At 65.0% G+C, this 25707-nt stretch carries 24 protein-coding genes; 23 read left to right on the top strand and 1 reads right to left on the bottom strand.

Annotation, left to right across the window (positions count from 1 at the left end):
• Positions 1–7 precede the first annotated feature (7 nt).
• The 15 genes from trpS to trmB all read left to right on the top strand — a co-directional run bounded on the left by trpS (position 8) and on the right by trmB (position 13698).
• On the top strand, positions 8–1060 hold the full coding sequence (trpS, locus tag BM190_RS01210) for a tryptophan--tRNA ligase (RefSeq protein ID WP_028139524.1): 1053 nt from the start codon (positions 8–10) through the stop codon (positions 1058–1060).
• Positions 1061–1151: 91 nt separating this feature from the next.
• A complete protein-coding gene (locus BM190_RS01205) occupies positions 1152–1646 on the top strand; it encodes a universal stress protein (RefSeq protein ID WP_177236845.1) in 495 nt (164 codons plus the stop codon).
• A gap of 303 nt (positions 1647–1949) precedes the next feature.
• Positions 1950–2519 (top strand): NifU family protein, encoded by a 570-nt coding sequence (locus tag BM190_RS01200; protein WP_018319433.1) that lies wholly within the window; start codon positions 1950–1952, stop codon positions 2517–2519.
• 212 nt (positions 2520–2731) lie between these two features.
• Entirely contained in the window at positions 2732–3427 is a 696-nt protein-coding gene (tsaB, locus tag BM190_RS01195) for a tRNA (adenosine(37)-N6)-threonylcarbamoyltransferase complex dimerization subunit type 1 TsaB (protein ID WP_092251495.1), read from the top strand.
• The gene (gene rimI / locus BM190_RS01190; RefSeq protein ID WP_018319431.1) at positions 3424–3909 is read left to right on the top strand and encodes a ribosomal protein S18-alanine N-acetyltransferase; all 486 of its coding nucleotides are present in this window, start codon (positions 3424–3426) and stop codon (positions 3907–3909) included. Before tsaB ends, rimI begins: the two co-directional genes overlap by 4 nt.
• A 39-nt stretch (positions 3910–3948) precedes the next feature.
• Positions 3949–4404: a Fur family transcriptional regulator gene (locus BM190_RS01185; RefSeq protein WP_018319430.1), complete on the top strand. Its 456-nt coding sequence runs from the start codon at positions 3949–3951 to the stop codon at positions 4402–4404.
• Between the two features lie 79 nt (positions 4405–4483).
• On the top strand, positions 4484–5164 hold the full coding sequence (locus tag BM190_RS01180; RefSeq protein WP_092251493.1) for an HAD family hydrolase: 681 nt from the start codon (positions 4484–4486) through the stop codon (positions 5162–5164).
• Positions 5165–5353: 189 nt separating this feature from the next.
• The gene (gene miaB, locus BM190_RS01175; protein ID WP_092251491.1) at positions 5354–6748 is read left to right on the top strand and encodes a tRNA (N6-isopentenyl adenosine(37)-C2)-methylthiotransferase MiaB; all 1395 of its coding nucleotides are present in this window, start codon (positions 5354–5356) and stop codon (positions 6746–6748) included.
• A gap of 64 nt (positions 6749–6812) precedes the next feature.
• Positions 6813–7811, top strand: coding sequence for a PhoH family protein (locus BM190_RS01170; RefSeq protein ID WP_018319427.1), 999 nt, complete (start codon positions 6813–6815; stop codon positions 7809–7811).
• Between the two features lie 83 nt (positions 7812–7894).
• The gene (ybeY, locus tag BM190_RS01165) at positions 7895–8383 is read left to right on the top strand and encodes an rRNA maturation RNase YbeY (protein ID WP_244550561.1); all 489 of its coding nucleotides are present in this window, start codon (positions 7895–7897) and stop codon (positions 8381–8383) included.
• A 1-nt stretch (position 8384) separates the two neighbouring features.
• A complete protein-coding gene (locus BM190_RS01160) occupies positions 8385–9503 on the top strand; it encodes a hemolysin family protein (RefSeq protein WP_244550560.1) in 1119 nt (372 codons plus the stop codon).
• Positions 9500–11113: an apolipoprotein N-acyltransferase gene (gene lnt, locus BM190_RS01155; RefSeq protein ID WP_092251485.1), complete on the top strand. Its 1614-nt coding sequence runs from the start codon at positions 9500–9502 to the stop codon at positions 11111–11113. The genes BM190_RS01160 and lnt overlap by 4 nt, the downstream gene beginning before the upstream one ends.
• Positions 11114–11334: 221 nt before the next feature.
• The gene (locus BM190_RS01150; protein WP_018319423.1) at positions 11335–11748 is read left to right on the top strand and encodes a helix-turn-helix domain-containing protein; all 414 of its coding nucleotides are present in this window, start codon (positions 11335–11337) and stop codon (positions 11746–11748) included.
• An 85-nt stretch (positions 11749–11833) separates the two neighbouring features.
• The gene (locus BM190_RS01145; protein WP_092251483.1) at positions 11834–12991 is read left to right on the top strand and encodes a M20 family metallopeptidase; all 1158 of its coding nucleotides are present in this window, start codon (positions 11834–11836) and stop codon (positions 12989–12991) included.
• Positions 12988–13698 carry a tRNA (guanosine(46)-N7)-methyltransferase TrmB gene (gene trmB / locus BM190_RS01140; protein WP_092251482.1) on the top strand — a complete coding sequence of 237 codons (711 nt, stop codon included), beginning with the start codon at positions 12988–12990 and terminating at the stop codon, positions 13696–13698. Before BM190_RS01145 ends, trmB begins: the two co-directional genes overlap by 4 nt.
• Here the strand turns inward: trmB and BM190_RS01135 are convergent.
• On the bottom strand, positions 13695–14777 hold the full coding sequence (locus BM190_RS01135) for a DUF2336 domain-containing protein (RefSeq protein ID WP_092251480.1): 1083 nt from the start codon (positions 14775–14777) through the stop codon (positions 13695–13697). The genes trmB and BM190_RS01135 overlap by 4 nt on opposite strands.
• A gap of 362 nt (positions 14778–15139) precedes the next feature.
• Between BM190_RS01135 and rimP the strand changes: the two genes are divergently transcribed.
• The 8 genes from rimP to pnp all read left to right on the top strand — a co-directional run bounded on the left by rimP (position 15140) and on the right by pnp (position 25539).
• Positions 15140–15895 carry a ribosome maturation factor RimP gene (rimP, locus tag BM190_RS01130; protein ID WP_018319419.1) on the top strand — a complete coding sequence of 252 codons (756 nt, stop codon included), beginning with the start codon at positions 15140–15142 and terminating at the stop codon, positions 15893–15895.
• Positions 15896–15897: 2 nt separating this feature from the next.
• Positions 15898–17508, top strand: coding sequence for a transcription termination factor NusA (gene nusA, locus BM190_RS01125; protein WP_018319418.1), 1611 nt, complete (start codon positions 15898–15900; stop codon positions 17506–17508).
• A gap of 23 nt (positions 17509–17531) precedes the next feature.
• Positions 17532–18215 carry an RNA-binding protein gene (locus BM190_RS01120; RefSeq protein WP_018319417.1) on the top strand — a complete coding sequence of 228 codons (684 nt, stop codon included), beginning with the start codon at positions 17532–17534 and terminating at the stop codon, positions 18213–18215.
• Positions 18216–18284: 69 nt separating this feature from the next.
• Positions 18285–20993, top strand: coding sequence for a translation initiation factor IF-2 (gene infB, locus BM190_RS01115; RefSeq protein WP_092251478.1), 2709 nt, complete (start codon positions 18285–18287; stop codon positions 20991–20993).
• 155 nt (positions 20994–21148) lie between these two features.
• Positions 21149–21595: a 30S ribosome-binding factor RbfA gene (gene rbfA / locus BM190_RS01110; protein WP_092251476.1), complete on the top strand. Its 447-nt coding sequence runs from the start codon at positions 21149–21151 to the stop codon at positions 21593–21595.
• Entirely contained in the window at positions 21592–22728 is a 1137-nt protein-coding gene (truB, locus tag BM190_RS01105; RefSeq protein WP_177236844.1) for a tRNA pseudouridine(55) synthase TruB, read from the top strand. Before rbfA ends, truB begins: the two co-directional genes overlap by 4 nt.
• Before the next feature lie 2 nt (positions 22729–22730).
• The gene (gene rpsO, locus BM190_RS01100; protein WP_008131787.1) at positions 22731–23000 is read left to right on the top strand and encodes a 30S ribosomal protein S15; all 270 of its coding nucleotides are present in this window, start codon (positions 22731–22733) and stop codon (positions 22998–23000) included.
• A gap of 376 nt (positions 23001–23376) precedes the next feature.
• Positions 23377–25539 (top strand): polyribonucleotide nucleotidyltransferase, encoded by a 2163-nt coding sequence (pnp, locus tag BM190_RS01095; RefSeq protein ID WP_018319413.1) that lies wholly within the window; start codon positions 23377–23379, stop codon positions 25537–25539.
• Positions 25540–25707: the final 168 nt, after the last annotated feature.

Genomic DNA, 25707 nt, shown 5'->3' with positions numbered 1-25707 from the left:
GCTTACCATGCCATTCGTTGAACGGGTCTTTTCGGGCGTCCAGCCGACGGGCAATCTGCATCTCGGCAATTACCTCGGCGCCATCGTCAACTTCGTGAAGATGCAGGAAACCCACAACTGCATCTATTGCGTCGTGGACATGCACGCGATCACGCAAGGGGTGGACGTCTGGGGCGGGCCGGCCGAGCTCGCGCGCAACACCCGCGAGGTGACCGCGGCGTTCATCGCGAGCGGCATCGATCCCAAGAAGCACATCGTGTTCAACCAGAGCCAGGTCTCCGGCCATGCCGAGCTCGCCTGGATCTTCAACTGCGTCGCGCGCATGGGCTGGCTCGGCCGCATGACCCAGTTCAAGGAAAAGGCCGGCAAGGACCGCGAGAATGCCTCCGTCGGCCTGTTCGACTATCCCGTGCTGATGGCGGCCGACATCCTGCTCTATCGCGCCACCCATGTGCCGGTCGGCGAGGACCAGAAGCAGCATCTCGAGCTCTCGCGCGACATCGCGCAGAAGTTCAACAACGACTTTGGCGACTCGATCCGCAACCTCGGGGCCAATGACGGGCTGTTCTTCCCGCTGCCGGAGCCCCTGATCACGGGCCCCGCGACGCGGGTGATGAGCCTGCGCGACGGCACCAAGAAGATGTCGAAGTCCGATGCGTCGGACAATTCGCGCATCAATCTGACCGACGATGCCGACACCATCGCGCAGAAGATCCGCAAGGCGAAGACCGATCCGGAGCCGTTGCCGTCAGAGGAGAAGGGCCTGGAAGCCCGCCCCGAGGCCGACAACCTCGTCGGCATCTTCGCCGCGCTCGCCGGCCGCCCCAAGGCGGACGTGCTGCGCGAATTCGGCGGCGGCCAGTTCTCCAGCTTCAAGAACGCGCTGGCGGAGCTGTGCGTCACCAAGCTGGCGCCGATCGCCGGCGAGATGAAGCGCCTCGTCGCCGACCCCGGCCATATCGATTCGATCCTGAATGAAGGTTCCGACCGGGCCCGCGCCATCGCCGACGAGACGATGAAGCTCTCCAAGGACATCGTCGGCTTCATCCGCCGACGATAGAGACGGTCGGCGCAGTGCGCCGGCCGCATCTCCTCTCCCCAACCCTGCGGGAGTGTGGCAGCATGCCGGCCGTGCACATGCCGGGAGATGCATGACCAGCAAGCGCCTTTGCTTCGAGCCGGGTCACAAGCCCAAATGCCTCGTCGTCGTCGACGACACCGCCGAATGGGATCGCGCGGTCTACTATGCCAGCCGCTGGGCGATCCGCGCCGGCGGCGGCGTAGTGATGCTGCGCATCATCGAACCCGAACAGCAGAGCCAGGAATGGCTGGGGGTCGCCGACATCATGCGCGCCGAAGCGCAGGAAGCGGCGGAGGCCGCGCTCGACCGTGCCGCCGGCCGCGCCAACGGCATCGCCGCAATCACGCCGGAGCGGGAGATCCGCGAGGGTGTGCCGATGGAGCAACTGCTGGCAGTGATCGACGAGGACCCTGATATCGCCATGCTGGTGCTCGCCGCCAATCCGGGCGCGGAAGGGCCTGGCCCCCTGGTCGCGCTGCTGGCCCACGCGGTCGGAACCTTCCCGATTCCCGTGACCATCATTTCCGGCGCGCTCAGCGACCAGAGCGTGGATTCGCTATCGTAGGCTGCTGCTCTTCTTACCCTCCCCTGGAGGGGGAGGGTCGCTACGCATGCAGCGAAGCGGAATGCATAGCGGGGTGGGGTGACGGTCTGTCCACCTCGCACACTGCCCGTGTTGAGAGATCACCCCACCCCGCTCGCGTTGCGCGCGATCGACCCTCCCCCTCCAGGGGAGGGTAAAGCGAAGCCAACCCTCTGAAATTCATAGACTAATATCTCACATCCCCTTGATCGTGCGTTCTCCGTCGCCATCTGCTAGTGGATAGAGCACGCGCCGGCCTTGAACCGGCGACGTCTGGAGAAAACCATGTTCATTCAAACCGAAGCCACCCCCAATCCCGCCACGCTGAAGTTCATTCCGGGCCGCGTCGTGGTCGACGGCAGCCCGATGGAATTTGCGAGCCGCGAAGCCGCCGCCCGCTCGCCGCTGGCCGAAAAGCTGTTCGAGGTGCCCGGCGTCACCGGCGTGTTCTACGGATCGGACTTCATCACCGTGACCAAGGCGAACGGTGAATGGCAGCAGCTCAAGCCCGCGATCCTCGGCGCCATCATGGAGCACTATATGTCCGGCGCGCCGCTGCTCGCCGGAGGCGAAGCGCACAGCGATGCCGATCTCGACGACGAGGACGAGTTCTTCGACGAGGCCGATGCCGAAACGGTCGACATGATCAAGGACCTGATCGAGACCCGCGTGCGGCCGGCGGTGGCCAATGACGGCGGCGACATCACCTTCCGCGGCTTCAAGGACGGCATCGTCTATCTCAACATGAAGGGCGCCTGCTCCGGCTGCCCGTCATCGACCGCGACCCTCCAGCACGGCATCCAGAACCTGCTGAAGCACTTCGTGCCCGACGTGGTCGAAGTCCGGCCGATGTAAGCGCGGCATCGTAGGTGCCGTAGGGTGGGCAAAGCGAAGCGTGCCCACCATTTCCGCCATAAGATAAAGGTGGTGGGCACGGCGCAAGTGCGCCTTTGCCCACCCTACGAAGTAAGTCATATCGGAGGCCTGCAAATCGTGCGTGACGAATGGCGTATCGGCGACTGGTTCGCTAGACTGTTCGCCATTCACCACTCGCCATTCGCTTGTCCATGCTGATCCTCGCCATCGATACCGCGCTCGACGCCTGCTCCGTCGCCGTACTCGACACCGAAACGGCCGAGCTCGTTGCGCAGGAGCAGCTTCTGATGAAGCGCGGCCACGCCGAGGCGCTGATGCCGATGATTGCGCGCGTCATGCAATCGGCCAATCTCGCCTTCACCTCGCTCGACCGCATCGCGGTCACTATCGGCCCCGGAAGCTTCACCGGCCTGCGCGTCGGCATTTCGGCGGCGCGCGGCCTTGCGCTTGCGGCCGAGCGGCCGGCGATCGGCCTGACCACCTTGTCGGCCTATGCCGCCGCCATCGTCGGCCAGAGCAAATCGGCACCCGTGATCTCTGCAATCGACGCGCGGCATGACCACGTCTATTTCCAGATCGTCGCCGGCGACGGCAGCCAGCTGGTGCGGCCGAGCGTCGCTCCCATCGACGATGCGATCGCGGCCTCGCAATTCGGCGCGCCGCATCTGGTCGGCAATGCAGCAAACATCCTCGCCGACCGCTGGCCGAAGGATGTCCCGCAGCCGGTCGCGGTCGACGCGCAGCCCGCGCCCGATATCGGCTGGGTCGCATGGCTCGGCGCTGCCGCCGATCCCACGACGAATCCGGCGCGGCCGTTCTATCTGAAGGCACCCGACGCCAAGCCGGCGGCACAGCCGCCATTTGCAGCACAAGCCGCGACCCCATGATGAGATGGCTGTCGGAATGGTGGCGCGGCGGCACCGCCGCCGTCGAGCCCGCATCCGTGCGTGACGCCGCGCAGCTGGCGCAGCTTCACGGCGCCTCCTTCGCGCGCGGCTGGGGCGAGGGCGAATTCGAGAGCATGCTCAGTGAGCGCAACACGCTGGTGCACCGGTTGCGCCTCGGCCGCAGGACCGTCGGATTTGCGGTGTCGCGGATCGGGGCGGATGAAGCGGAAATCCTCTCGATCGCGGTGGACGAGGCCTATCGCGGCCGCGGCCTCTCCCGCACGCTACTGATGACCCATCTCGGCCACCTCGCGGGGCGCGGCGTGCGCACAATATTTCTCGAAGTTGAGGAAAATAACCAGCCGGCGCGGCGGCTCTACGAGAGGGCCGGATTCGTGGTGGTCGGGCGCCGCGAACGCTACTATAAGCAGCCGAACGGGGAACAATTGAACGCCCTTCTGATGCGACGTGACTTGTCGTAACATTGGTGGCAGAAAGCGCCCCCGCCAGGCAGACAAACTATGACCGCACTGAAACCTTCTTCCGCGTCCAAGGCGTCCGGCATCGAGGCGCGCTGTGCCGCCACCGGCATGCGCATGACCGAGCAGCGCCGGGTCATCGCCCGCGTGCTCGCGGAGGCGATCGATCATCCCGATGTCGAGGAACTGTACCGTCGCTGCGTTGCCGTCGACGACAAGATCTCGATCTCGACCGTGTATCGCACCGTCAAGCTGTTCGAGGATGCCGGCATCATCGAGCGCCATGATTTCCGCGAGGGCCGCGCGCGCTACGAGCAGATGCGCGACAGCCATCACGATCACCTCATCAATCTGCGCGACGGCAAGGTGATCGAGTTCACCTCCGAGGAGATCGAGAAGCTGCAGGCGGAAATCGCCCGCAAGCTCGGCTACCGGCTGGTCGATCACCGGCTCGAGCTCTATTGCGTCCCGCTCGACGACGACAAGCCGACGTCTTGAGTGGCATGATCTCCGCGCAAACGCGTTTCGCGTTTATCGCGCGGGAAAACCGCTACACACTTTTCCGGATCATGCCTTAGTGCCGATAGACCTCATCATCTTCGATTGCGACGGTGTACTCGTGGACAGCGAGGTGATCTCCTGTCGCGCCCATGCCGACGTGCTGACGCGGCACGGCTATCCGATCACCTCGGAGCAGGTGTTCGAACGTTTCCTCGGCCGCTCAACGCGGCAGGCCAATCTGGAGATCGAGACCGAGCTTGGCCGCAAGCTGCCCGAGGCCTATCACGGCGATCTGCAGGACGAGCTGTTCCGCTCGTTCGAGGCCGACCTCGAGGCGATCCGCGGCATTCGCGATGTGCTTGATGTCGTCACGCAAGCCGTCTGCGTCGCCTCTAGCGGCTCGCACCAGCGCATGCGCGTCAGCCTGGGAAGCACCGGCCTCTACGAACGTCTCGCGCCAAATATCTTCTCGGCCTCGCAGGTGAAGAACGGCAAGCCGGCGCCGGACCTGTTCCTGTTCGCGGCGAACGAAATGGGCCTGCCGCCCGAACGTTGTGTCGTGATCGAGGACAGCCTGGCCGGAATTGCCGGCGCCCGGGCCGCCGGCATGACGGTGTTCGGCTTTTACGGGGGCAGCCACTGCGGGGAGGGCCATGCCGAGACCCTGCGTCAGGCCGGCGCTGACTTGACCTTTGCCGACATGCATCAATTGCCGGAGTTGGTCCGGCGGGTCGGCGCGGATGTCCTGGCGGGCTGAGGGGCTTCTTCCCGGTCATTCCGGAGCACGCGCGGAGGCGTGAACCCGGAATCTCGCCCAAAACCTCCCGGATTCCGGGTTCGCGACTGCGTCGCGCCCCGGAATGACGGCTCAAGAGGCTCCATTCGCTGGATTTTCGTCCCTCCAACCTATATTTGAAGGCCGTTCTCCACCTCCATTCCAGGTTCCATGACGCCGCCGCGCAAGCTGCACATCAAATCATATGGCTGCCAGATGAACGTCTACGATGCCCAGCGCATGGTGGACACGCTGGCTCCGGAAGGATTCGTGGAGACGGCCAGCGCTGAAGACGCCGACCTCGTCATCCTCAACACCTGCCACATCCGCGAGAAGGCGTCCGAAAAGGTCTATTCGGAGCTGGGCCGATTGCGTGTCGCCAAGGACGAGGCTGCGCGCGGCGGGCGAGCCATGCAGATCGCGGTCGCGGGCTGCGTCGCGCAGGCCGAGGGCGAGGAGATCGTGCGCCGCGCGCCTGTCGTGGATGTCGTGGTCGGACCGCAGAGCTATCATCACCTGCCGGAGCTGCTGAAGCGCGCCGGCAACGAAGGCCGCGCGATCGAGACCGAGTTTCCGGCCCAGGACAAGTTCGGCTTCCTGGCTCAACCCAGGCCTGACGCGATCCGGGCGCGCGGCATTTCCGCTTTCGTCACGGTGCAGGAAGGTTGCGATAAGTTCTGCACCTTCTGTGTCGTGCCCTACACGCGCGGTTCGGAAGTCTCGCGCCCTGTCGCCAAGATCGTCGACGATGTGAAGCGGCTCGCCGACAACGGCGTGCGCGAGCTGACGCTGATCGGACAGAACGTCAACGCCTATCATGGCGAGGGACCGGACGGAAAAACCTGGCCGCTCGGCAGGCTGCTCGAGCATCTGGCGACAATTCCCGGCATCGCACGGCTGCGCTATTCGACCAGCCACCCCCGCGACGTCGACGACAGCCTGATTGCCGCCCATCGCGATCTCGGTGCCCTGATGCCGTTCGTGCACCTGCCGGTGCAATCGGGTTCGGACCGCATTCTGGCGGCCATGAACCGGAAACATACCGCCGATGATTATCGGCGGGTCATCGACCGTTTCCGCGCCGCGCGCCAAGACATTGCTTTTTCATCAGATTTTATCGTGGGTTTCCCCGGCGAGGACGAGCAAGATTTTCTCGCCACCCTCGCGCTTGTCACGCAAATCGGCTACGCTGCGGCTTATTCGTTCAAATACTCCGCCCGGCCGGGAACGCCGGCCGCGGATATGCAGGAGACGGTGTCCCCCGCCGAGATGGACCAGCGATTGGAGCGGCTCCAGGAACTGATCGACAGCCAGCAATCGGCCTTCAACAAGGCCGCGATTGGCTCAACGGTCGACGTGCTGTTCGAGCGTCCGGCTCGCAAGGACGGCCAGATCGTCGGCCGCACCGCATTCCTGCAGCCCGCCCATGTGATGGCCTCGCCCGACATCATCGGACACATCCTGCCTGTCAGGATCGACAGCCTCGAACGTTACAGCTTTCTCGGTGAGCTCGTGACGCCGCGTGGGGCGCGCGAGCCCGCTTTATCGCCAGCCATCGGAGCCTGAACCCTTGCCAAAAAGCGCATCGGATTCGTCTTCTCTCGCTCCCAGCCGCAAATTTGACCGCGACATGCAAGTTCCGCCCGAGACCCAGGTCGTCATCGACTTCGACGACAACCGCGCCGCTTCCGCGCTGGTCGGCCCCTACGGCCAGCATCTGGCGCAGATCGAGCGGCGGCTCGGCGTCGTCGTCGATTCCAAGGGCAACCACATCACGATCGGCGGCACGCGCGACGGCTGCGACGCCGCACGCCGCGTGCTGGAGATGCTCTACGCGCAGGCCGTGAAGGGGCAGGATCTGGACCAGGGCGAGGTCGAGGGCGCGATCCGCGCGGTCATCGCGCAAGGCTCGCTGTTTGAGTTCGACGCCAAATCGGCCAAAGGGGCGACCTTCGACAGCATCAATCTGCGCAAGCGTCCGGTGCGCGCGCGCACCGCCGCCCAGGACTCCTATATCCGCGCGCTGAAGCGCCATGAGCTGGTGTTTGGCATCGGCCCGGCCGGCACCGGCAAGACCTGGCTCGCGGTCGCACATGCCGCGCAGCTGTTCGAGCGCAAGGAGGTCGACAAGATCATCCTGTCGCGGCCGGCGGTGGAAGCCGGCGAGCGGCTCGGCTTCCTGCCCGGTGATCTCCGCGAGAAGGTCGATCCTTATCTCCGCCCGATCTACGACGCGCTCTACGACCTCATGGATGCGCGCATCGTCGAGCGCGCGCTCCAGACCGGCGAGATCGAGATCGCGCCACTCGCCTTCATGCGCGGCCGCACCCTCACCAACGCCGCCATCATCCTGGACGAGGCGCAGAACACCACGTCGATGCAGATGAAGATGTTTTTGACGCGCCTCGGCGAGAACAGCCGCATGATCGTGACCGGCGATCCCTCGCAGATCGACCTGCCGAACGGCCAGACCTCGGGCCTGGCCGAGGCGACCCGCCTCCTGGGCGGCGTCGAGGGCATTGCCCAGGTTCATTTCAAAGCCGAGGACGTGATCCGCCACGAACTCGTGGCGCGAATCGTCGCCGCTTACGAAGGCTCGCCGCAGCGGCCGGCCGCCGGCAAATCCTGACGAGGCAACAGCCGGACCCAGAGGACGCGGATGAAGGCGCCTCACCGTTCCGAACAAAGACAATGTCACATCCGAACCTTCCCATGACCGAGGTCCTCGTCGTCGCCGATTGCTGGCAGCGCGAGCCCAATTCCGAAGCCGTGATCCAGCGCGCGGTTGCGGCCGCCGCCGAGAGTGTCGACGAAGACGTCGCCGACGCGGAAGTGGCGGTGATGCTGACCGATGATGCCGGCATCCGCACCCTCAACAGCAACTGGCGCGGCATCGACAAGCCGACCAACGTGCTGTCGTTTCCCGCACTCCAGCCGGAGGGCGAGTGGAAGCCGGGCGATGCGCCGCGCATGCTCGGCGATATCGCGATCGCCTACGAGACCATGCGGCGCGAGGCGGACGAGGAACACAAGCCGTTCGACCACCATTTGAGCCACCTCGCCGTGCACGGCTTCCTGCACCTGATCGGCTACGATCACGAGAACGACAGCGACGCCGAGGAGATGGAAGCCCTGGAGACGCAGATCCTGGCTCACCTTGGAATTCCCGATCCCTATGCAGACCGCGCAGGGACGCACTGAGATGCCGGACTCCGACCCGATTCACGACAACCCACGCCACACGGCCAATCTGCCGGCCGTGGTGACCCAGGGCGAGGTGATGCGCCCGACCGCCGATGGCTGGCTCCTGCGCGCCATCCGCACGCTGTTCGGCTGGAAGGCGGGATCGGTGCGCGACGACCTCCAGGTCGTGCTCGATGCGACCACGCCCGACGACACCGGCTTCTCGGCGGTCGAGCGCACCATGCTGCGCAACATCCTCAGTCTGCACGAGCGCCGCATCGCCGACGTCATGGTCCATCGCGCCGACGTCGTCGCGGTGAAGCGCGACATCCCGCTCGGCGAGTTGATGGACCGCTTCGAGAGCGCCGGCCATTCGCGCCTCGTGGTCTACAACGAGACGCTCGACGATCCCGTCGGCATCGTCCACATCCGCGACCTGCTCGCCTTCATGACCGCGCGTGCGCGCGTGTCGGAAGCCACCAAGACCAAGCGCAAGAAGCCGCTGCCGGCCGGGCTCGACCTCCGCGCCGTCGATCTCGCGCTGCCGCTCGAGGAAGCGCGCATCATCCGCAAGCTGCTCTACGTGCCGCCGTCGATGCGGGCGATCGACCTGCTCGCGCAGATGCAGGCCACGCGCATTCACCTCGCGCTGGTGGTCGACGAATATGGCGGCAGCGACGGGCTGGTTTCGCTCGAGGACATCGTCGAGCAGATCGTCGGCGAGATCGACGACGAGCACGACAGCGACGAGCCGCCCTCGATCGTGCGCCTGCCCGACAATGCCTTCATCGCTGACGCCCGTGCCAGCCTCGACGACGTCCGCTCGGTGATCGGCGAGGATTTCGTCACCGGCGAGGCCGGCGAGGAAGTGGAGACGCTGGGCGGCTATCTCGTCAGCTTCGTCGGGCGCCTGCCGGTACGCGGCGAGGTGATCTCGGGTCCCGGCAATTACGAGATCGAGGTGCTCGATGCCGATCCGCGCCGCGTCAAGCGGCTGCGCATCTCGACGCGGAAGGAGCGTCCCGCGCCGCGCACTCAGCGCGAGAGCCGGCGCCGCGAGGCTGCGCCGGACAGCGGTACTTCGCCGGCCAATGACACGCCCAGCCCGCCGCCAAGCGACGGGACCGGCCAACAGTGAGCCCGTTCCAGCGACTTCGGCAGATTGCGCTTGCCATCATCCTTGCCTGGGGATGGAAACGCGCCGTCATCGCCATGGGGTGCGGAGCGCTGTCGGTGCTGGCGCTCGCGCCGTTCAACCTCTTCCCGGTGCTGTTCATCACCTTCCCGGTGCTGGTCTGGCTGATCGACGGCGCCGGCGCCGGACGCTATCGCGGCGTCCCCGCCGCGGCGCTGACCGGCTACTGGTTCGGGCTCGGCTATTTCGTCCCAGGCCTCTATTGGATCGGCTACGCCTTCTTCGTCGAGGCCGACGTGTTCGCCTGGCTGACGCCGTTCGCCGTGCTCGGCCTGCCGGCCTATCTGTCCATCTTCACGGCGATCGGCTTTGCGCTGGCGCGCCTGCTCTGGACCAAGAACGCCACCCGCGTGCTTGCACTTGCGGCAAGCCTCACAATCAGCGAATGGCTGCGCGGCCACCTGCTGACCGGCTTTCCCTGGAACGCGTTCGGCTATGCGCTGTCCGAGCCGCTGCCGCTGGCGCAGACGGCCTCGCTGGTCGGCCTGTGGGGCATGACGTTCCTGACGGTTGCGATCTTCGCGAGCCCCGCGACGCTGATCGACCGCACGCCCGATCGCCGCCTGGCGTGGCGGGCGCCGGCGGCTGCAATCGCGCTCCTGCTTGTCATGAGCATCTTCGGCGCGATCCGCCTGTCGCTGCATCCGACCACGATGGTCTCAGGCGCCAAGCTGCGCCTGATGCAGCCGAACCTGCAGCAGGACGCCAAATTCAATTACGCCGCCAAGTCGGAGGTGATGAAAAAATATTTGGCGCTGTCGGACCGCGCCTCCGGCCCGCAATCGACCGGCGTGCGCGATGCCACCATCCTGATCTGGCCGGAATCCGCATTTCCGTTCTTCCTGACCCGCGAAGCCGACGCGATGGCACAGATCGCCGATCTTCTGCCCAAGGGCACGGTGCTGATCACGGGGTCGGTCCGCGCGCCCGACCTGCCGCGCGGCACGCCGATCACGCGTGCCTATAATTCGATCTACGTCATCGATCACGACGGCAGCGTGCTCGCAGTGTACGACAAGTTGCATTTGGTGCCGTTCGGAGAATTTCTTCCCTACCAGGCACTGATGGAGAAGCTCGGCTTCGAGCAACTGACGCGTGTGCGCGGCGGCTTCATTCCCGGCACGGTGCGGCATGCGCTGCAGGTGCCCGGCGCGCCGCCCGCGCTACCGCTGATCTGTTACGAGGCAATCTTTCCCGGCGAGGTGGCTGGACGCAACGAACGTCCGGGCTGGATCGTGAACCTCACCAATGACGGTTGGTTCGGCATCTCGACCGGCCCCTATCAGCATCTGGAGCAGTCGCGCATGCGCGCGATCGAGCTGGGATTGCCGCTGGTCCGCTCTGCCAATACCGGTATCTCTGCGGTGATCGATCCAATGGGCCGCACCGTCGCCAGCCTCGGTCTCGGCATCGAAGGCATTTTGGATGCAAGCCTGCCTGCCGCGATATCACCGACCGTCTATGCGCGGGTTGGCGATGTGCCGGCCGCCATGCTCGTCGCGCTGGCCGTGATTCTAGCGGTCCGCCGACGTGTCACCAAGCGGAAGGCCTGATCGCGCCGTCGCCGCGGAGGCGGCCGGAAACTTTTGACAACCGTAGTCCCACGGTTGACAGACTGCACATGGGCTCCCCATTCTGCACCGGCTGCAAAAGACAGTGGGCATTGCTAAATTTCTCCGCAATGTTTCCCAATAAGAGGGTCTGATTTGACGATGCTTGCACCTGAGGCACTCCAGTTGATTGCGCTGAAGGTGGTGTTTGGAGGGCTGAGGAAATGTCGAAAGCGCCCAACCCTGTTGACAAATATGTCGGCAGTCGCGTGCGTATGCGCCGCATCATGTTGGGCATGAGCCAGGAAAAGCTCGGTGAAGCTTTGGGCCTGACTTTCCAGCAGATCCAGAAATACGAGAAGGGCACGAACCGGGTCGGTGCGAGCCGCATCCAGCAGATCGCCGAAATTCTCCAGGTGCCGGTGTCGTTCCTGTTCGAGGGCGGCCCGAGCGGCGTGCCGGGTCCGGATGGCTTCAGCGAAGGCGCCTCGCCTTCCTATGTGTCGGACTTTCTCGCGACGTCCGAAGGACTTGCACTGACCAAGGCGTTCACGCGAATTACCGATTCGAAGATGCGCCGCTCGATCGTCGATCTCGTCGAGCAGATTGCGGCTCGCGAAGGTCCCGACAAGCGCTGATCGCCAGCTCAATGGCGATTTGAGACGGCGTCAAATCTGGCCTATGTCGTCATTTGTGGCCGCGCTTTGATGCGCGTCCGCTTCGATGATGCGATTCAAAGGCACAGATGCGTCCATGGCCAGCTCCAATTGGTTCGATTCCCAAACTATTCTCGATGGCATCCGCCGCTGGGTGGAGGTCGAGACGCCGACGGAAGCGCCCGAACAGGTCAACAGGCTGATCTCAATGGTCGCGGAGCAGTACCGCGATCTGCCTGTCACGCTCGAACGCGTCGCCGGCGTCGATGGTTGCGGCGATCATCTCATGGCGCGCTCGAATTGGGGGCAGGACCGGCCGGGCATCCTGGTGCTGAGCCACCTCGATACCGTCCATCCCATGGGATTCATCGAACGTCTGCCGTTCAAGGTCGAAGGCGACGTCGCGTACGGTCCCGGCATCTACGACATGAAGGGCGGCGCCTACATCGCCCATCACGCGTTTGCCGCGCTGTGTGCCACAGCCGATCGCTCGCCGCTCGGCATCACGCATTTGTTCACCTCCGACGAGGAGATCGGAAGTCCCACCTCGCGCGCACTCATCGAGACAGAAGGGCGCAGGGCCAAATACGTGCTGGTGACGGAGCCGGCGCGCGACGGCGGCAAGATCGTCACCGGGCGCAAGGGCGTCGGACGCTTCAAGGTGTTCATCAAGGGCGTGCCCGCGCATGCCGGCTCGCGGCCGGAAGACGGCCGCAGCGCCGTGCGCGAGCTTGGCAACGTCATCCTCGCCCTGGAAGGGATGAACGACCTGACACGCGGCGTGAGCGTCAATGTCGGCGTGGTGCGTGGCGGCACGCGCCCCAACGTCACGCCGGAAGCGGCCTATGCCGAGGTCGATCTGCGCGTGCTGAGCCTCAAGGACGCCGAGGAGTTCGTCGGCAAGATCCTTGGGCTGACGTCGAAGACCGACGGCGTCACCGTCACCGTCACCGGCGAGCTCAACCGTCCGCCCTACGAAAAGAGCAACGCAGGCGCCTCGCTGTACGAGCACGCGAAGACACTCGCCGGCGAGATCGGCTTCGATCTGGTCGACACCCACACCGGCGGCGGCTCGGACGGCAATTTCACCGCGGCCCATACCGCAACGCTCGACGGCCTCGGCGTCGACGGCAAGGGCGCGCACACTCACTATGAGCAGCTCCATATCTCGTCGCTCGCGCCGCGCGCGCGGCTGCTCCACCGCCTGTACCAGACGCTGCGATGAGCGAGCGCAAATCGGAGCCCGGTCGCGATGACAGCGAGCGCGCGTTCTTCGGACGCCGCAAGGGGCACAAGCTCAGGCAGCATCAGGCCGAGCTGATCGGTCAACTGCTGCCGCATCTGGCGCTCGACATCGACGGCGAGGCGCCGGCGGATGCAAGCGAGATCTTCGGCTCCGCGACCGAAGACGTGCGGCTCGAGATCGGCTTCGGCGGCGGCGAGCATCTCGCGGCCGAGGCCCAGAGCTTCGCCACGACAGGCTTCATCGGCTGCGAGCCCTATGTCAACGGCATGGCCAAGATCCTCGCGCAGATCGAGGCCGCCAACATCGGCAACATCCGCCTGTTCGCGGGCGATGCCGCCGAGCTGCTGGCCTGGCTGCCCAAGGCATCGCTGTCGCGGATCGACCTGATCCATCCCGATCCCTGGCCGAAGCGGCGGCACTGGAAACGGCGCTTCGTCCAGGACAGGACGATCGCCGCGATGGCGCGCGTGCTGAAGCCGAACGGCGAATTCCGCTTCGTCTGCGACATCGACGATTACTGCGCCTGGACGCTGTCGCATCTTGCGCGTTCGCAGGATTTCGTCTGGCTGGCCGAACGCTCCGACGATTTCAGGCAGCCGTGGGCGGGCTACACCATGACGCGCTACGGCCGGAAGGCCGCGCGCGAAGGACGGAAGGCTGCGTATTTGCGGTTCAGACGACTCTAGATCGTCTGCCGGTTGCGCCAGAAATTGACGACGCGCTCGGCGGTCGTCGGCATCAGGCGCGTGAAGTTCACGCGCGCGGCCTCGATATCGGCATCGGCCGGCGTGCGATGCGGACCGTACCAGAGCAGGATGAGCGCGCGCACCGTGGGCCAGCCGAGATTCAGCACGCGGCCGAGAATGAGGATCGGGTCGTAGCGGTCGCCTGCGATCAGGCGGTCGAGCACAGAGAGGCGAACGCCGGACATCGCCGAAAGCGAGGCGATCGATTCCTCGTATTTGTTCGCCTTGGCGAAGCCGAGCAGTGCGCTCTCGCCGAGATGGCCCTCGCGATGCAGGTTGAGCACCGTGCGCTGGGCTGCGGAGAAATCGCGCCGCGGTCCCGGCGGCAGCGCGGCCTCCTCGATGGCCACCATCGCGCGCTTGATCTCGACCTGGCGCGCGGGATTGACCACGCTGGAGAGCCGGCGGCGGATGACGTCGAGCGTGCCGTCGAGAAGCTGTTTCAGGTTCTCGCCCGAGAGATCACGACGCTGGCCGATCTTGAGCGTCAGCACACCGTCCTGCGCCGCACGCTTGATCAGCTCGGAATAGCTGCCAGGCGAGAACACCGCACCGGCATTGCCCGCGGCGCGGCGCACCACGTCGCGATCGCCGCGCTCCACCAGCACGTCGGTGATGACGGGAGACAAAGCCGGGCGCTCCGTCATCGCAAGCAAATGTCCCTGGCCCTTCAACCGCGCAATCTCGACGAGCGCGGCATCATCGAGCACGGGCGAGCGGCGCAGCACGGGGCCGGCCACCATGATCTCGTTCTCGCGCGCGAGTTGATTGACCAGATGCGGCGGCGCGTTGTTCAGGTGCGAGAAGCGCTCGGCGAGGTCGACGCGCGAGGCAAGCTCCGCATGCGGGACGAGATCGATCAGGAGGTTGTCGAAGAGATCGATGAGCTCGGGCCGAAGATTGGCGGAATCCTGGAAGAACAGCTCGGAGATGGCGCGCGCGATTTCGCCGCGTCGCCGCGGATCGCCGCGTTTGACGATATCGTCCAGTCCGGGAATGAGCGACGTGGCAACGGTCATGAAAACGCAACTCGTAGGGGGCACGCCGCGGGCGCGCCCTTGGTCCAAGCCGCCCCACAATCAGGGAATTTAGCCCCCCGAGGTGAAGGAAGCGTTAGGCCCGGGGCGCCGCGAATCGGGCGCAAAAAGCCCCGTCTGGCCCGCGATGGGCCTTGTCCGGGAGGACAGAAAGCGCTATATCAGCGCCAATTCATCTTCTCATACGATCCGCGTAGTGAGAGTGGGCCCGAAAGGACCCGCTCTTTTTTATTACCCGAACGCGGCTTGGCGGAAGATGCGGCCCGACGCGCTGTCGGGAAGTTCCGAAGCGGGCTTTGAAAATCGTAACCAAGCCTTAACCATCGAGCGCCTTGACCCCTGATATGACCGAACCGAACACTGGTTCCACGGATGCCGAGTTGCTGGCCGAGCCGAGGCTCGTGGTCGAGCCGGGCGTGGCAGCACGTGTGTCCGCGGTCGCAGCACCGGTGCTCGAGGGCATGGGCTACCGTCTGGTGCGGATCCGCATTTCCGGGGAAGCCGGCTGCACCGTGCAGATCATGGCCGAGCGGCCGGACGGCTCGATGCAGCTCGAGGATTGCGAGGCGATCTCGCGGGCGCTGTCGCCCGTGCTCGATGTTGCCGACCCCATCGATCGCGCCTACCGGCTGGAAATCTCCTCGCCGGGAATCGACCGGCCGCTGGTCCGCCGTTCCGATTTCGAGCGCTATTCCGGCCATCTGGTGAAGATCGAGATGGCGGTTGCCCATGAGGGGCGCAAGCGGTTCCGCGGCATGATCGGTCCGGTCGAAGGCGATCGCGTGCATCTGCGTCGCGACGACGTCAAGGCGGGCGACGATCCCGACGTGCTCCTGACGATGGAGGATATCGGCGAGGCCCGCTTGGTGCTGACCGACGAGCTGATCGCCGAATCGATGCGCCGCGGCAAGGCCGAGGAGCGCCAGATGCGCCGCGATCTCGGCCTGGAGCCGCCGCAGGCGCCGCACGCCAAGATCAGCGAAAAGACCACCAAGAACACCAGGCCGAAGAAGAAGCCGGCCCCGACCAATACGAAGAAGCATCGCCTGGCCGCCGAACGCGCGCGACGGGGCGAGATCGAGCCTGACGAAGGAGACTAGCCATGGCAGTCAGCGCCAATCGACTTGAGTTGCTCCAGATCGCCGATGCCGTTGCGCGCGAGAAATCGATCGACCGCGGCATCGTCATCGCGGCGATGGAGGACGCCATCGCCAAGGCGGCGCGCGCCCGTTACGGCAGCGAAACTGACGTTCATGCCGAGATCGACCCGAAGAAGGGCGAGCTGCGGCTGTCGCGCCACATGCTGGTGGTCGAGAAGGTCGAAAACCATTCCAACCAGATTTCGCTGGTGGACGCGCAACGCGCCAATCCCGGTGCCCAGGTCGGCGACACCATCGCCGACACCCTGCCGCCGCTGGAATATGGCCGCATCGCCGCGCAATCGGCCAAGCAGGTCATCGTGCAGAAGGTGCGCGAGGCCGAGCGCGACCGGCAATATCAGGAATTCAAGGATCGCATCGGCGACATTGTCAACGGCGTCGTCAAGCGCGTCGAATATGGCAGCGTGATCGTCGACCTCGGCCGCGGCGAAGCCATCATCCGCCGCGACGAGATGCTGCCGCGCGAAGTCTTCCGCAACGGCGACCGCGTCCGTGCCTACATCTTCGACGTCCGCCGCGAGACGAGAGGTCCGCAGATCTTCCTCTCCCGCACCCATCCGCAGTTCATGGCGAAGCTGTTCGCGCAGGAAGTGCCGGAAATCTATGACGGCATCGTCGAGATCAAGGCGGTTGCCCGCGATCCGGGCTCGCGCGCGAAAATCGGCGTGATTTCCCGCGATTCCTCGGTCGATCCGGTCGGCGCCTGCGTCGGTATGCGCGGCTCGCGCGTGCAGGCCGTGGTGAACGAATTGCAGGGCGAGAAGATCGACATCATTCCGTGGTCGCCCGACATCGCGACCTTCGTGGTCAACGCGCTGGCGCCGGCCGAAGTCTCCAAGGTCGTGATCGACGAAGACCGCGAGCGCATCGAGGTGGTCGTGCCCGACACCAACAACCAGCTTTCGCTGGCGATCGGCCGCCGCGGCCAGAACGTGCGTCTGGCCTCGCAGCTCACCGGCTGGGACATCGACATCCTGACCGAGCAGGAGGAATCGGAGCGCCGCCAGGCCGACTTCGAGAACTCCACCCGCGTCTTCATGGAATCGCTCAACGTCGACGAAGTGGTCGGCCAGCTGCTGGCGTCCGAAGGCTTCACCTCGGTCGAGGAACTCGCCATGGTGGACCTCAAGGAACTCGCCGGCATCGAGGGCTTCGACGAGGAGACCGCGCAGGAGCTGCAGAGCCGTGCCCGCGAATATCTCGAGCAGCAGGAAGCTGAGATCGAGGCCAGGCGCAAGGAGCTCGGTGTCGAGGACGCGGTCAAGGACGTGCCCGGCGTCACCTCGAAGATGCTGGTGAAGTTCGGCGAGAACGACATCAAGACGGTCGACGACCTCGCCGGCTGCGCCACCGACGATCTGGTCGGCTGGACCGAACGCAAGGAAGGCGGCGAGCAGACCAAGTTCCCCGGCGCGCTCGACGGTATCGACATCTCCCGTGACGATGCCGAGGCGATGATCATGCAGGCCCGCGTCAAGGCCGGCTGGATCACCGAGGCCGATCTGGCCAAGCCCGCCGAGGAGGCTGAGGCGACCGAAGATCAGCCGGCTTAAGGGCAAAGGAGAATGTCGCCCGGATGCTCACCGATACTGATCCCGAACTCGACCATGGCCCGCGGACCGAAAGGTCCGCGACCATGCGGATGTGCGCGGTCAGTCGGCAGGTCCGCCCGATCGACGAGCTGATCCGCTTCGTCATTTCGCCGCAAGGCGACGTAGTTCCAGATCTCAAGCGCAAGCTGCCCGGACGCGGCATGTGGCTCACCGCCTCACGCGGGGTGGTTGCGGAAGCCGTCCGGCGTCACCAATTTAGCAAGGCCTTCAAGCGCGAGCTGCGCATCCCTCAGACGCTTCCTGCCGATATCGAGGCGCTCCTGGTTCGGAGCGTGACGGAAGCCCTTGGGATCGCCGCCAAAGCGGGTCAGGTCGTGGCCGGCTTCGGCAAGGTCGAAAGCGCCCTTCGGGAAGGCACGGCCGGGGTCCTGATCCACGCCAGCGACGGGGCCGCGGACGGAATCCGCAAATTGGACATGCTGGCGCGTCAAAATGCCGGAAATCGCGGCGCCAAGCCGCAGATTCCCGTCGTCACCGCGTTGAAATCGTTAGAATTGGATTTGGCACTGACCCGGTCAAATGTGATACATGCTGCCCTGCTCGCGGGCCCGGCGAGCAAGTCATTCCTGTCACGTAGCCAGATGCTGGTCCGATACCGGATGGCGGACGCTGACAAGACTGCCGAAAAGCCCGGCCAGGATTTCTGAGAGATACGACGACCCGATAGGACGGTGCGGCAACGCACAACACTGATAAATCAGGATTAGGACTGCTGAATGGTTGATACCAAGACCCCTGACGACAAGAAGCTGAGCGTTCCGAGCAAGACGCTATCGCTCAAGCCGCGCGTCGAAACGGGCACTGTCCGCCAGAGCTTCAGCCATGGCCGCAGCAAGCAGGTCGTGGTCGAGAAGCGCGGCAAGCGCCGCATCGACGGCAGTGCCGAACCGCAGGCTCCCACGGTCGTCGCGAAGCCGGCGCCGGCCGCGCCAACTCCGACGCCCGCTCCGTCGCGCCCCGCGCCGCCGCGCAACGCCGGATCCGGCGTGGTGCTGCGTACGCTGACCGAGGACGAACGTTCCGCCCGCGCCAGCGCGCTGGCCGATGCCAAGGTGCGCGAAGTCGAAGAGCGCCGCCAGGCCGAGGAAGAGGCCCAGCGCCGCGCTGTTCGCGAAGCCGCTGAACGCGTCGAGCGCGAAGCTGCCGAATCCCGCCGCAAGGCCGAGGAAGAGCGTCACCGTCACGAGGACGAAGCCAAGCGCAAGGCAGAGACCGAGGCCAAGAAGCGTTTTGGCGAAGGCGAGCAGCCGGCATCCGCGCCGCGCCCCGCAGCCGCCGCCCCGGCCGCTCCGGCGCCGCGCCCCGGCGCCCCCGCAGCGCGCCCTGGTACCACCACGGCACGCCCGGGAACATCGACCGCGCGCCCGGGAACGACCACAGCGAGACCGGCAGGTGGCCCGTTGGGCCGCGCTCCCGCGGTTGCTGCCGGCCCGGACGAGGACGATGGTCCGCGCCAGATCCGCCGCGGTCCCGGCGGCGCCGCGCGTCCCGTGGTAGCCCCCAAACCCACCCACAAGCCCGGCCCGCAGAAGGAGCGCGGCCGCCTGACCGTGGTCACCGCGCTCAATGCCGACGAAGTCCGCGAGCGTTCGATCGCCTCGTTCCGCCGGCGTACCCAGCGCCTGAAGGGCCACGCCTCGAACGAGCCGAAGGAAAAGCTCATCCGCGAGGTGGTCATTCCGGAAGCGATCACAATCCAGGAACTCGCCAACCGCATGGCCGAGCGCGCGGTCGACGTCATCCGCATGCTGATGAAGCAGGGCGCGATGCACAAGATCACCGACGTGATCGACGCCGACACCGCGCAGCTCATTGCCGAAGAGCTCGGCCACACCGTCAAGCGCGTTGCTGCGTCCGACGTTGAAGAGGGTCTGTTCGACGCCATCGACGATTCGACCGACACCGAGACCCGTTCGCCCGTGGTGACCGTCATGGGTCACGTCGACCACGGCAAGACCTCGCTGCTCGACGCGCTCCGTCATGCCAACGTCGTCTCCGGCGAAGCCGGCGGCATCACCCAGCATATCGGCGCCTATCAGGTGCTGTCGCCCGAAAGCGGCAAGAAGATCACCTTCATCGACACGCCCGGCCACGCTGCGTTCACCGCGATGCGCGCCCGCGGCGCCAAGGTGACCGACATCGTCGTGCTGGTGGTTGCGGCCGATGACGGCGTCATGCCGCAGACGATCGAAGCCATCAACCACGCCAAGGCGGCGCGGGTGCCGATCATCGTTGCCATCAACAAGATCGACAAGCCCGATGCCAAGCCCGAGCGCGTGCGCACCGAGCTGCTCCAGCACGAGGTGCAGGTGGAATCCTTCGGCGGCGAAGTCGTCGACGTCGAAGTGTCCGCCAAGAACAAGACCAATCTCGACAAGCTGCTCGAGATGATCGCGCTCCAGGCCGACATCCTCGACCTCAAGACCAATTCGGAACGGCCGGCCGAGGGCACCGTGATCGAGGCCAAGCTCGACCGCGGCCGCGGTCCGGTCGCGACCGTGCTGGTCCAGCGCGGCACACTCCGGGTCGGCGACATCATCGTCGCAGGCGCCGAGATGGGCCGCGTCCGCGCGCTGATCTCGGATCAGGGCGAGACCGTGCAGGAAGCAGGTCCCTCGGTGCCGGTCGAAGTGCTCGGCTTCAACGGTCCGCCGGAAGCCGGCGATCGTCTCGCCGTGGTCGAGAACGAAGCCCGCGCCCGCCAGGTCACCAGCTACCGTGCGCACCAGAAGCGCGAGAACGCGGCTGCCTCGATCTCCGGCATGCGCGGCTCGCTCGAGCAGATGATGTCGCAATTGAAGACCGCGGGCCGCAAGGAATTCCCGCTGATCATCAAGGCCGACGTGCAGGGCTCGCTGGAAGCGATCCTCGGCTCGCTGGAGAAGCTCGGCACCGACGAAGTCGCAGCCCGCATCCTGCATGCCGGCGTCGGCGGCATCTCGGAATCCGACGTGACGCTGGCCGAAGGCTTCAACGCCGCGATCATCGGCTTCTCGGTTCGTGCCAACAAGGAGGCCGCTGCGGCCGCCAAGCGCAACGGCATCGAGATCCGCTACTACAACATCATCTACGACCTCGTGGACGACGTGAAGAAGGCGATGAGCGGCCTGCTCGCGCCGACCTTGCGCGAAACCATGCTCGGCAATGCCTCCATCCTGGAGATCTTCAACATCTCCAAGGTCGGCAAGGTCGCCGGCTGCCGCGTCACCGATGGCACCGTGGAACGCGGCGCCAATGTGCGCCTGATCCGCGACAACGTCGTCGTGCACGAAGGCAAGCTATCGACGCTGAAGCGCTTCAAGGACGAAGTGAAGGAAGTCCAGTCCGGTCAGGAATGCGGCATGGCCTTCGAGAACTACCACGACATGCGCGCAGGCGATGTCATCGAGTGTTATCGCGTGGAGACGATCCAGCGCTCCCTGTAAGTCCAAATCTTACCGAAGCGACTGGATCTTTTTGAGCTGAAATTGCGGGAGTGCGATGGCCGGATTTATTCCGGCCATCGCACCGCATTCGTTTCAACAGGACAAATGACAATGCTCGTGTCCCAAACGCGGGCATGACGAGGTGATTTTCGAGAATGCCACGCCATCATCAGAAAAAAAATTCCGCATCCGGCGGAGGCTCGCAACGTCAGTTGCGCGTCGGCGAGCAGGTTCGCCACGCGATGGCCGATATTCTGGCGCAAGGCAATGTGCATGATGCGGATCTCGAAGGTCACATCATCACCGTGCCGGAGGTGCGGATGTCGCCCGACCTGAAGCTCGCGACAGTCTATGTGATGCCGCTCGGTGGCCACGACACCGCGGTCGTCATTGCTGCGCTCGAACGCAACAAGAAGTTTCTGCGCGGCGAGGTCGCGCGGCGCGTTAACCTGAAATTTGCACCTGATCTTCGTTTCCGCGTCGACGAACGATTCGACGAAGCGGAACGGATCGAGAAGCTTTTGCGAACACCTGCGGTTCAGAAGGACCTCGAACAGGATTTGGAACAGGATCCGGAGACGGATCGGGAAGAAGAACGATGACGATGGACCCGGCTCACGACACGATCAGCGGCGAACAGGCCGATCAGCGCGACGTGCAGAAAAATAATTTTGCGGACGACAATTTTGCGGGCCTGGGCGGCAATTCCCAGCCGCATCAGGAGCCGCGCCGCGTCAACAACGATCCGCGTGCCAATGCCAAGCAGAAGGGCAACCAGGTTCGCCGCGACCGGCGCGACGTCCATGGCTGGGTCGTGCTCGACAAGCCGATCGGCATGACCTCGACGCAGGCGGTCGCGGTGCTCAAGCGCCTGTTCAACGCCAAGCGCGCCGGACACGCCGGCACGCTCGATCCGCTCGCCTCGGGCGGGCTGCCGATCGCGCTCGGGGAAGCCACCAAGACCGTTCCCTTCGTCATGGACGGCCGCAAGCGCTACCAGTTCACGGTGTGCTGGGGCGAGGAGCGCGACACCGACGACATCGAGGGCCGGGTGACCGCGACCTCCGACCAGCGTCCGACCCGCGAGGCCATCCTGGCCCTGTTGCCCCGCTTCACCGGGGTGATCGAGCAGATCCCGCCGCGTTATTCCGCGATCAAGGTCCAGGGCGAGCGCGCCTACGACCTCGCCCGCGACGGCGAGGTCGTGGAGCTGGCCCCCCGCCCGGTCGAGATTCATCAATTAACCCTTGTGGATCAACCGGATAGAGATCGGGCCGTATTCGAGGCCGAATGCGGCAAGGGCACCTATGTCCGGGCACTGGCCCGCGATATGGGCCGGATTCTCGGCACTTTCGGCCATATCTGCGCGCTCAGGCGGACCCTGGTCGGCCCATTTGGCGAAAACGACATGATTCCGCTGGATCGGCTGGAGGCTTTGTGCGATAGAGCCGCGTCCGGCGAGGGTAGCCTCGCCGACGCGCTTATGCCCGTTGAGACCGCGCTGGACGACATCCCGGCACTGGCCGTCACACGGGCTGATGCGGCAAGGCTCCATCGGGGCCAGGCCGTTTTGTTGCGCGGACGGGATGCGCCCACTTGTAGCGGCACAGTCTATGTCACGGTGGCAGGCCGTCTTCTCGCGCTTGCTGAAGTCGGCAATGGCGAAATCATCCCCAAGCGTGTGTTCAACCTGACCGGCCTGACTGCCAGCCCCGGTCGCAACGAGAGAAATTGACGATGTCGATTGCCGCAGAACGCAAAGCGGAAGTCATCAAGACGAATGCCAACAAGGCCGGCGACACCGGCTCGCCCGAGGTTCAGGTCGCGATCCTGTCGGAACGCATCAACAACCTCACCAACCATTTCAAGACCCACGTGAAGGACAACCATTCGCGTCGCGGCCTCTTGAAGCTGGTTTCGACCCGCCGCTCGCTGCTCGACTACCTCAAGAAGCGGGACGAGGCGCGTTACAAGGCGCTGCTCGAGAAGCACAACATTCGCCGTTAAGAGTTCTTGCGCGCGCCAACGGCGCGCGTTTTCGCACGTGGTTTCGAACGAAAGCGCTTATTTTTAGCTTTTTGATCGAGGTTGCGCGCACGTCGGAGACGGATCGTTGATGATTCGCATCCGGGGCACGATCAGCGAAGACCGCGGTTCGGTGTTCGCATTCGTGCCGACTGACAGTCCAGCAGCAATCCGGCGGCTGGGCACAACGGGCAAGGCGCCCGTATGACCCGAAAGGATGGACGCCATCCGAAATCTAAAAACCATGGCAGGATCGCAGGACGCTGATCACCCGCTTCGATCAGCGCCCCGCAATCTTGCGCATGGTTTTTGTTTTTCGAGCCGTCCTTCTTTCGAGAACCCATGAAAGAAGACATCTATGTTCAATAAGCATTCGGTCGAGATCGACTGGGGTGGACGCACTCTCAAGCTGGAAACCGGCAAGATCGCCCGTCAGGCCGACGGCGCCGTCGTCGCCACCTATGGCGAGACCGTGGTGCTCGCCACCGTCGTCGCGGCGAAGGCGCCGCGCGAAGGCGTCGACTTCCTGCCTCTGACCGTCGACTACCAGGAGAAGACCTACGCTGCGGGCCGCATTCCCGGCGGCTATTTCAAGCGCGAGGGCCGTCCGACCGAGAAGGAGACGCTGGTCTCCCGCCTGATCGACCGTCCGATCCGTCCGCTGTTCGTCGACGGCTGGCGCAACGAGACCCAGGTGATCGCCACCGTGCTGTCGCACGACATGGAAAACGACCCTGACATCGTCGCGCTGGTGGCTTCGTCCGCTGCGCTGACCCTGTCCGGCGCGCCCTTCAAGGGCCCGATCGGCGCCGCTCGCGTCGGCTTCGCCAATGACGAATTCATCCTCAACCCGACGCTCGACGAGATGGTCGACACCCAGCTCGACCTCGTCGTCGCCGGCACCGCCGACGCGGTGCTGATGGTGGAATCGGAAGCCAAGGAACTGAACGAAGACATCATGCTCGGCGCCGTGATGTTCGGTCACCGCCACTTCCAGCCGGTGATCAACGCGATCATCGAGCTCGCCGAGAAGGCGGCCAAGGAGCCGCGCGAAGTCACCGTCATCGACAATTCGGCGCTCGAGAAGGAAATGCTCGGCCTGGTCGAGCAGGAGCTGCGCGCCGCCTACGCCATTCCGGTCAAGCAGGATCGCTACGCTGCGGTCGGCAAGGTCAAGGAAAAGGTGATCGCCCACTACTTCCCGGAAGGGCAGGAGCCGAAATACGACAAGCTGCGCATCGCCGGCGTGTTCAAGGAGCTCGAAGCCAAGATCGTTCGCTGGAACATCCTCGACACCGGCAAGCGCATCGACGGTCGCGACAGCAAGACCGTGCGCAATATCGTCGCCGAAGTCGGCGTGCTGCCCCGCGCTCACGGTTCGGCGCTGTTCACCCGCGGCGAGACCCAGGCGATGGTCGTGACCACGCTCGGCACCGGCGAGGACGAGCAGTACATCGACGCGCTGTCGGGAACGTACAAAGAGACGTTCCTGCTGCACTACAACTTCCCTCCCTACTCGGTCGGTGAGACCGGTCGCCTCGGCGGCACCAAGCGTCGCGAGATCGGCCACGGCAAGCTGGCCTGGCGCGCGATCCACCCGGTGCTGCCGCCGCACCACGAATTCCCCTACACCACGCGCGTGGTGTCGGAGATCACCGAGTCGAACGGCTCGTCCTCGATGGCTTCGGTCTGCGGCGCTTCGCTCGCGCTGATGGATGCCGGCGTGCCGTTGAAGCGGCCGACCGCGGGCATCGCGATGGGCCTGATCCTCGAAGACAAGCGCTTCGCGGTTCTCTCGGACATCCTCGGTGACGAGGACCATCTCGGCGACATGGACTTCAAGGTCGCCGGTACCGAGCAAGGCATCACCTCGCTCCAGATGGACATCAAGATCGAGGGCATCACCGAAGAGATCATGAAGGTCGCGCTCGCCCAGGCCAAGGATGGACGTATCCACATCCTCGGCGAGATGGCCAAGGCGCTCACCAACGCCCGTGCCGAGCTCGGCGAATACGCGCCGCGCATCGAGACCTTCAAGATCGCCACCGACAAGATCCGCGAAGTGATCGGCACCGGCGGCAAGGTGATCCGCGAGATCGTCGAGAAGACCGGCGCCAAGGTCAACATCGAGGACGACGGCACCGTGAAGGTCGCCTCTAGCGACGGCGAGGCCATGAAGGCTGCGATCAAGTGGATCAAGTCGATCGCCTCCGATCCGGAAGTCGGCCAGATCTATGACGGCACTGTCGTCAAGGTGATGGAGTTCGGCGCCTTCGTGAACTTCTTCGGCTCCAAGGACGGTCTCGTCCACATCAGCCAGCTCGCGTCGGCCCGCGTGCAGAAGACCTCCGACGTCGTCAAGGAAGGCGACAAGGTCAAGGTCAAGCTGCTCGGCTTCGACGATCGCGGCAAGACCCGCCTGTCGATGAAGGTGGTCGATCAGACCACCGGCGAAGACCTCGAGGGCAAGGACAAGGGCGGCGAGGGCGAGAAGGCCCCGCGCGAAGCAGCCGGCGAGTAAGCCTCCCTACACTGCAGAAAACGAAAGGGCGGCCGAAAGGCCGCCCTTTTTGTTTGTGCCGCTCCGGGCGAGATGCGCCCCTCTCCCGCTTGCGGGGGAGGGTTGGGGTGGGGTGCTTCCGCAAAGAGACTCCCAACGACGAGAGAGCCCCCACCCGCGCCTTCGGCG

Source organism: Bradyrhizobium sp. Rc3b, from assembly GCF_900114915.1.
GTDB lineage: Bacteria > Pseudomonadota > Alphaproteobacteria > Rhizobiales > Xanthobacteraceae > Bradyrhizobium.
Note: the sequence above shows the minus strand (reverse complement) of the source record. Positions and strands in the feature narration are given on the sequence as shown.

Bases quoted from the DNA above. Each gene is read 5' to 3' on its own strand.
- BM190_RS01135 (WP_092251480.1), bottom strand. From the start codon at position 14,777: ATGACCGTTGCCACGTCGCTCATTCCCGGACTGGACGATATCGTCAAA.
- pnp (WP_018319413.1), top strand. From the start codon at position 23,377: ATGTTCAATAAGCATTCGGTCGAGATCGACTGGGGTGGACGCACTCTC.
- BM190_RS01170 (WP_018319427.1), top strand. From the start codon at position 6,813: ATGCAAGTTCCGCCCGAGACCCAGGTCGTCATCGACTTCGACGACAAC.
- BM190_RS01145 (WP_092251483.1), top strand. From the start codon at position 11,834: ATGATGCGATTCAAAGGCACAGATGCGTCCATGGCCAGCTCCAATTGG.
- miaB (WP_092251491.1), top strand. From the start codon at position 5,354: ATGACGCCGCCGCGCAAGCTGCACATCAAATCATATGGCTGCCAGATG.
- tsaB (WP_092251495.1), top strand. From the start codon at position 2,732: ATGCTGATCCTCGCCATCGATACCGCGCTCGACGCCTGCTCCGTCGCC.
- trmB (WP_092251482.1), top strand. From the start codon at position 12,988: ATGAGCGAGCGCAAATCGGAGCCCGGTCGCGATGACAGCGAGCGCGCG.
- BM190_RS01185 (WP_018319430.1), top strand. From the start codon at position 3,949: ATGACCGCACTGAAACCTTCTTCCGCGTCCAAGGCGTCCGGCATCGAG.
- trpS (WP_028139524.1), top strand. From the start codon at position 8: ATGCCATTCGTTGAACGGGTCTTTTCGGGCGTCCAGCCGACGGGCAAT.
- nusA (WP_018319418.1), top strand. From the start codon at position 15,898: ATGGCAGTCAGCGCCAATCGACTTGAGTTGCTCCAGATCGCCGATGCC.
- BM190_RS01205 (WP_177236845.1), top strand. From the start codon at position 1,152: ATGACCAGCAAGCGCCTTTGCTTCGAGCCGGGTCACAAGCCCAAATGC.
- BM190_RS01150 (WP_018319423.1), top strand. From the start codon at position 11,335: ATGTCGAAAGCGCCCAACCCTGTTGACAAATATGTCGGCAGTCGCGTG.
- infB (WP_092251478.1), top strand. From the start codon at position 18,285: ATGGTTGATACCAAGACCCCTGACGACAAGAAGCTGAGCGTTCCGAGC.
- rimI (WP_018319431.1), top strand. From the start codon at position 3,424: ATGATGAGATGGCTGTCGGAATGGTGGCGCGGCGGCACCGCCGCCGTC.
- rimP (WP_018319419.1), top strand. From the start codon at position 15,140: ATGACCGAACCGAACACTGGTTCCACGGATGCCGAGTTGCTGGCCGAG.
- BM190_RS01120 (WP_018319417.1), top strand. From the start codon at position 17,532: ATGCTCACCGATACTGATCCCGAACTCGACCATGGCCCGCGGACCGAA.
- rpsO (WP_008131787.1), top strand. From the start codon at position 22,731: ATGTCGATTGCCGCAGAACGCAAAGCGGAAGTCATCAAGACGAATGCC.
- ybeY (WP_244550561.1), top strand. From the start codon at position 7,895: ATGACCGAGGTCCTCGTCGTCGCCGATTGCTGGCAGCGCGAGCCCAAT.
- BM190_RS01200 (WP_018319433.1), top strand. From the start codon at position 1,950: ATGTTCATTCAAACCGAAGCCACCCCCAATCCCGCCACGCTGAAGTTC.
- truB (WP_177236844.1), top strand. From the start codon at position 21,592: ATGACGATGGACCCGGCTCACGACACGATCAGCGGCGAACAGGCCGAT.
- rbfA (WP_092251476.1), top strand. From the start codon at position 21,149: ATGCCACGCCATCATCAGAAAAAAAATTCCGCATCCGGCGGAGGCTCG.
- BM190_RS01160 (WP_244550560.1), top strand. From the start codon at position 8,385: ATGCCGGACTCCGACCCGATTCACGACAACCCACGCCACACGGCCAAT.